This window comes from Pseudomonas sp. BN606 (genome assembly GCF_029873115.1).
Taxonomy (GTDB): Bacteria; Pseudomonadota; Gammaproteobacteria; order Pseudomonadales; family Pseudomonadaceae; genus Metapseudomonas.
Genome location: NZ_SSOF01000085.1, coordinates 40,450 through 46,988, shown reverse-complemented (window position 1 = coordinate 46,988; position 6,539 = coordinate 40,450). Strand labels below are relative to the sequence as shown.

The 6,539-nt window shown below is 61.5% G+C and carries 5 protein-coding genes and 2 tRNA genes; 3 read left to right on the top strand and 4 right to left on the bottom strand.

Going from position 1 to position 6,539, the window contains the following annotated elements:
- Positions 1-105: 105 nt before the first annotated feature.
- The 4 genes from E8E75_RS27380 to E8E75_RS27365 all read right to left on the bottom strand — a co-directional run bounded on the left by E8E75_RS27380 (position 106) and on the right by E8E75_RS27365 (position 2,870).
- Positions 106-181, bottom strand: a tRNA-Glu gene (locus E8E75_RS27380).
- Positions 182-219: 38 nt separating this feature from the next.
- Positions 220-295 (bottom strand) — tRNA-Ala (locus E8E75_RS27375).
- 146 nt (positions 296-441) lie between these two features.
- Positions 442-1,923, bottom strand: coding sequence for a glutamate--tRNA ligase (gene gltX / locus E8E75_RS27370; protein ID WP_120651791.1), 1,482 nt, complete (start codon positions 1,921-1,923; stop codon positions 442-444).
- A gap of 26 nt (positions 1,924-1,949) precedes the next feature.
- Positions 1,950-2,870, bottom strand: coding sequence for a LysR family transcriptional regulator (locus tag E8E75_RS27365; protein ID WP_120651792.1), 921 nt, complete (start codon positions 2,868-2,870; stop codon positions 1,950-1,952).
- Positions 2,871-2,977: 107 nt separating this feature from the next.
- On the opposite strand from E8E75_RS27365, the gene E8E75_RS27360 reads away from it, so the two are divergent.
- Genes E8E75_RS27360 through E8E75_RS27350 form a run of 3 tightly spaced genes read left to right on the top strand, consistent with a single transcriptional unit; the run spans position 2,978 to position 6,514 of the window.
- Positions 2,978-4,024 (top strand): HlyD family secretion protein, encoded by a 1,047-nt coding sequence (locus E8E75_RS27360; RefSeq protein WP_120651793.1) that lies wholly within the window; start codon positions 2,978-2,980, stop codon positions 4,022-4,024.
- A gap of 49 nt (positions 4,025-4,073) precedes the next feature.
- Complete coding sequence (locus E8E75_RS27355; protein ID WP_280359987.1) at positions 4,074-5,573, top strand: MDR family MFS transporter; 1,500 nt, start codon at positions 4,074-4,076, stop codon at positions 5,571-5,573.
- Positions 5,574-5,614: 41 nt separating this feature from the next.
- Complete coding sequence (locus E8E75_RS27350; RefSeq protein ID WP_120651795.1) at positions 5,615-6,514, top strand: EamA family transporter; 900 nt, start codon at positions 5,615-5,617, stop codon at positions 6,512-6,514.
- Positions 6,515-6,539 lie beyond the last annotated feature (25 nt).

Below are 6,539 nucleotides of genomic sequence, written 5' to 3'. Positions count from 1 at the left end.
CGGGATCGAACCGTCGACCTCTTGCATGCCATGCAAGCGCTCTCCCAGCTGAGCTATAGCCCCGAATTGCTTCGGCTGCACCGACTGACCGATGCTGCTGGAAAATGGCGTCCCCTAGGGGACTCGAACCCCTGTTACCGCCGTGAAAGGGCGGTGTCCTAGGCCACTAGACGAAGGGGACGAAACCTTCATGCCTTTTCGCGACCCACTCGGAAAGAGTGGTGGAGCTAGACGGGATCGAACCGTCGACCTCTTGCATGCCATGCAAGCGCTCTCCCAGCTGAGCTATAGCCCCATCGCGAGGACGGGGCGCATATTAGGGGCGCCCCCTCCTGCTGTCAACAATATTTTTTCTACGAACCGAACTTTTTTATCTGGAAGAACAAACACTTACCCGACCTCGGTCAGCACAGGACCTTCCCCGCACCGACCGAAGGGCCATCAGGAGATGGCCGCGAGAAGCTTCTCCCACTCCTTGGTTTCCTTCTTCGACACACCGCCGAGAAGCTCGATGGCCTGACGCAAACGGAAGCGGCTGAGGTCAGCCCCCAGGATTTCCATGGCGTCCAGCACCGAAACCGAACTGGCCTGCCCCGTGATGGCAGGGAACATCAGCGGCATCACATCTCGCAACTTGAGTTCCAGGCTTTCGGCAACGGCCTGAATGCAGCCGGTGATGCGGTCTTTTTCCCACTGACGCAAGGATTCCAGCTTCCACAGAACCAGTTGCATGACCTGGCGCACCTGGTCAGGGCTCAGCTTTTTGTGCTCGAACAATTTGGCGTCCAGCGGCACCGCACCGGAGAAGAAGAATCCGGCCAAAGGCGCAATCTGGCTGAAAGTCTCCACCCTGCCCTGCACGTGCGGCGCGATACGCATGAGGTACTCGGGATTGAGCGCCCATTTCTGTATCTCGGCGGCAAAACGCTCCACCGGCAGCTCCCGGATCCACTGGCCGTTCAGCCAGGAGAGTTTCTCCAGGTCGAAGATCGGACCACCGAGCGAAATACGCGACAGATCGAAGTGCTCGACCATCTCAGCCAGCGAGAACTTCTCGCGCTCGTCCGGCATCGACCAGCCCATTCGCCCCAGGTAGTTGAGCATCGCTTCGGGCAGGAACCCCATACGCTCGTAGAAGGTGATGGAGGTGGGGTTCTTGCGCTTGGACAGCTTGCTCTTGTCCGGATTGCGCAGCAGCGGCATGTAGCAGAGCTTGGGCTGCTCCCAACCAAAGTACTCATAGAGCTTGATCAGCTTGGGCGCCGAGGGCAGCCACTCTTCGCCACGGAGCACATGGGTGATGCCCATCAGGTGGTCATCCACCACGTTGGCGAGGAAGTAGGTCGGAAGGCCATCGGTCTTCATCAGGACCTGCATGTCCATGCGATCCCACGGGATTTCAACATCACCACGAAGCATGTCCGGGACCACGCAGACACCCTCGCTCGGCACCTTCATGCGCACGACGTGGGGTTCACCGTCGGCAATGCGCTTTTCTGCCTCATCTTTGGCGAGATGCATGCAATGGCCGTCGTAGCGCGGGGTTTCCTTGCGTTCGGTCTGCTCGGCGCGCAGTTTGTCCAGCCGCTCGGCAGTGCAGAAGCAAGGGAACGCGTGGCCCTTGTCCACCAGCTCCTGGGAGTACTTCTTGTAGATTTCGCCACGCTCACTCTGGCGATACGGACCATGTGGGCCGCCAACGTCCGGACCTTCATCCCATTCGATACCGAGCCAACGCAGAGCGTCATAGATCTGCTGCTCGGACTCGCGGGTGGAGCGCAGCTGGTCGGTGTCCTCGATACGTAGGATGAACTGACCGCCGTGCTGGCGCGCGAAACACAGATTGAACAGGGCGATGTAGGCGGTGCCCACGTGCGGGTCACCGGTGGGCGACGGCGCGATACGGGTACGGACGGTGGTCATGGAATGGTCTCGAAACTCAAGGTGGATCAAAGGCGCGATCTTATCAGGCTGGCCGCCGTCGGCTCCAGCAAGTGTCCTTCCTGTACCGGCAGGCTGCGCATCAGGAAGTCGAGAAACGCCTTGACCTTCATCGCCTGGAAGCGCCGCGACGGATAGACGGCATATATCTCACCGCTTGGCAGTCGCGCCTCGGGTAGCAGCTCGATCAGCTCGCCACGCTGCACAGCGGACTCGGTGAACATCAACGGCAACCCTGCAATGCCAGCGCCTGCCAATACTGCCTCGCGGGCGAAAGTGATGTTGTTGCAATAAAGGACGCGCTGGCAGGGCACGCTTTCACCCTGCAACATCCAGTAGCGCTGGGAGTCCTGAGGCAGCAGGACGGCACGATGGCCGGCCAGTGCCTCTACCGTGCGCGGCGTGCCATGGGCAGCGAGGTAGGCCGGGCTGGCGCAAAGCCGACGACCGCTTTCGAACAGCTTGCGAGCGATCAGTGTGGAGTCCTGCGGCTGGCCGATCATGATCGCAATGTCCACGCCCTCTTCCAGCGGATCGACATTGCGCGACGTGATCTCGACCTCAGCAGTGATCTGTGGGTACTGGCGCATGAAACTGCCCAGCACCTTGCCGAGGAACAGCTGGCCAAATTCGATAGGGGCAGTAACGCGCAAAAGGCCGGAGGGCTCCTGCTGCAATTGCATGACCGCCTGCTCGGCCTCAGCGAAATCCAGCATGATCTGGCGGCACCGCTCGTAATAAGCCAGCCCGACCTCGGTCAGGCGCAGCTTGCGAGTCGTACGATTGAGCAGACGCACGCCGAGCCGCTCTTCCAGAAGCGCAATACGGCGACTGACGGTCGATTTCTGCATACCCAGGCTATGCGCAGCCTGGGTGAAGCTGTGGCACTCGACTACGCGAGTGAAGATCAGCGCATCATCCAGCCCCATTATTGTTCCCTATAAGCAACAAAGTTTCTGAATTGTACTGGCTATTGGCGAGCACGGAACACTGCTAGATTCGCAACATTCTGCAAAGACTTCGAGTCACACTTTCCATGCCTGCCAAACTGCAACGCCGCCTATTCATCTTCATTGCTCTGGTGGTCCTGGTCGCCGCTGGCCTCTTCGCCCATTGGCTGCTGATCGGCCGATTCGTCGAATCCACTGACAACGCCTACGTTCAGGGCGAGATCACCCGCGTCTCCAGCCAACTGGGTGCGCGCATCGACGAAGTGCTGGTCAGCGATAACCAGCAAGTAAAGAAAGGCGATGTCCTGGTGCGACTCGACGCTGACGACTTCAAGCTCGCGCTGGAGCGGGCCCGGGCCCAGCTCGATACGCGCGAAGCCGAACTGGCCCAGGCGCAGAGCAAACTGGTCCAGCAGTCCAGCCTGATCGCCGCCAGCCAGGCTGACGTCGCAGCCACCCAGGCCACCCTTGGCCGCACCCAGATCGACCTATCCCGCGCCCAGACCCTGCGCAAGCCTGGTTACGTCTCCGAGGAGCGCGTTACCACCCTGTCCGCCGACTCCCGCGTCGCCCGCTCCCAGGTTGCCAAGGCAGAGGCCGACCTCAAGGCACAGCGCCAGCAAGTGGATGCATTGAACGCCGAGATCAAGCGCCTGCAGGCGCAGATCGCCACCGCGCGTGCCGAGGTCGCCCAGGCAGAGTTGAATCTCAGCCGTACTGAAATCCATTCCCCCATCGACGGCCGCGTTGGCCAACGCGCTGCGCGTAATGGCCAGTACGTACAGGTGGGCGCTCATTTGCTGTCCCTGGTACCGGACGAAGACATCTGGGTCCAGGCCAACTTCAAGGAAACCCAGATCGAACGCATGGTGCCGGGCCAGACCGCGGAACTGGTGTTCGACAGCTTCCCGGACACCCCCATCGAAGGCCGCGTGGATAGCCTCTTCGCCGCTTCTGGCGCACAGTTCAGCCTGCTTCCGCCGGATAACGCCACGGGCAACTTCACCAAAGTGGTCCAGCGTATTCCGGTGAAGCTGATTTTCGCCGCTGACAACCCGCTCAAAGGCCGCATCCGGCCCGGCATGTCCGTTCTGGTCAAAGTACGCCTGAAGGCCGAGAACCATGGCGGGTGACGTACTGGTTCGCCCCACTGGCGAACCGACTCGACGCGATTGGATAGCCGTGATGAGCGCCATGCTTGGCGCTTTCATGGCGGTACTGGACATCCAGATCACCAACTCCTCGCTCAAGGACATCCAGGGCGCGCTCTCCGCCACTCTCGAAGAAGGTTCATGGATTTCCACCTCCTACCTGGTGGCCGAAATCATCATGATTCCGCTCACCGCGTGGCTGGTGCAGCTGCTCTCTGCGCGGCGCCTGGCGGTCTGGGTCTCCATCGGCTTCCTGATTTCGTCGCTGCTCTGCTCACTGGCCTGGAGCCTGGAAAGCATGATCGCTTTCCGGGCGCTGCAGGGCTTCACCGGTGGTGCGCTGATCCCGCTGGCATTCACCCTGACCCTGATCAAGCTGCCGGAGCATCACCGCGCCAAAGGCATGGCGCTGTTCGCCATCACGGCGACATTCGCCCCTTCCATCGGCCCAACCCTGGGTGGGTGGCTGACGGAAAACTTCGGGTGGGAGTACATCTTCTATATCAACGTTCCACCGGGTCTGCTGATGATTGCTGGCCTGCTCTACGGTCTGGAGAAGAAAGCACCGCACTGGGAACTGCTGAAGCGTACCGACTACGCCGGCATCGTGACGCTCGGTGTCGGCCTCGGTTGCCTGCAGGTGTTTCTCGAAGAGGGGCACCGCAAGGACTGGCTGGAATCGGACCTGATTGTCGGCCTGGGCAGCATTGCGCTGGTTAGCCTGATCCTGTTCGTCATCCTCCAGGTCTCGCGCCCCAATCCGCTGATCAACCTCGGCATCCTGAAGAACCGCAACTTCGGCTTGTCGAGTATTTCGAGCGTCGGCCTCGGCATGGGTCTGTACGGCTCGATCTATGTATTGCCGCTGTATCTGGCTCAGATACAGGCTTACAACGCACTGCAGATCGGTGAAGTGATCATGTGGATGGGCGTCCCGCAGCTGTTTCTGATTCCGCTGGTCCCCAAGCTGATGAAGGTGATCCCGCCCAAATTCCTCTGCGCCCTGGGTTTTGGCCTCTTTGGCTATGCCAGCTTCGCCTCTGGCGTGCTCAACCCGGACTTCGCAGGGCCGCAGTTCAACCAGATCCAGATCATTCGCGCCCTCGGCCAACCACTGGTGATGGTAACGGTGTCGTTGATTGCCACCGCCTATATCCAGCCGCAGGACGCCGGCTCTGCCTCCAGCCTGTTCAACATCCTGCGCAACCTGGGCGGGGCCATCGGTATAGCCCTGCTCGCCACGTTGCTGGACGCTCGCGCCAAAGTCTACTTCGACTACCTGCGTGAATCCCTGGTGCCGAGCAACCCACAGGTCGCCGAGCGCCTGGCGCTGCTGACGGAAAAACTTGGCAGCGAGCAAGCGGCTCTCGGCAAGCTCAGCGAGATCGCACACCAGCAGGCCGCCATCATGGCCTACAATGACGCCTTCCACTTCATCGGCATCGCCCTCGGCGTCAGCATGCTCGCTGTGCTGCTCACCCGCGCCCTGCCCGTCGGCGCTACCGGCGGCGCCAGCGCCGCCGCCCACTAATCCCGCGCCGGACAATCGGCGCGCTTCGCTTCAGGCTGTACATGTCTTCCCACGCTTCATCCCGCCGCACCCTTCTCCTGATCGGTGCCTTCGCCATGATTTATATCGGCTGGGGCACCACCTATCTGGCCAACCACTTCCTCCTCCGCGAGCTTCCGCCCTTCGTCATCGCCACCTTGCGCTTCCTGTTCGCGGGCTCCCTGGCCCTGGGCTGGGTGATGGCCAGCGGCAAGGCGCAAATCCAGCGCAGCGACTTCGGCGGCGCCCTGGTCGGAGGGGTCCTGCTGATTGCCGTTGGCCAGGGGGCGCTGATCTATGCCAACCAGTTTCTGCCCACCGGCATGCTGGCGATGCTCTACACCACCCTCCCCCTCTGGAGCGTGGCCCTGGAGTGGCTGCTCGACCGTCGCCCGCCGCTGTGGGTCCTGTGCGGCCTGGCACTCGCCAGCGGCGGCATCGTGATGCTGATGGGCAAGGGCCTGGGAGGTGGAGCGGGCTTCGATCAATGGTTCGCCGGCGGACTGGTAGTGATGGCCACCCTCCTCTGGGCGGTCGGCGCTTGGCTGTTGCGCCAACGCCCGCCCTTCCGCTCGAGCTGGATGGGCCTAAGCCTGCAGATGCTGACAGGCACTCTGATCCTCGCGATGTTTGGCCTCTGGCGCGGGGACTGGCACGAGGTGAACCTGTCCAGCGTGAGCCTGGATGCCTGGTTCTGGATGGCCTATCTGGTGGTGCCGGTCAGCCTGGGGGTCTATCCCGCTTACTTCTGGCTGCTGAGGGAAGTGAAACCGAGCCTGGTTTCGACCTTCGCCTTCGTCAATCCGGTAGTGGCACTCCTGCTCGGATTCGTGATCCTCGGAGAACGACTTGAGGCCGCTGCGCTGCTCGCCTGCCTGGCGACTTTGGCTGGCGTCGTGATGATCATTTTCGGTAGACGCTGAAGACAAAGAGCAAGGGCGCAATGCG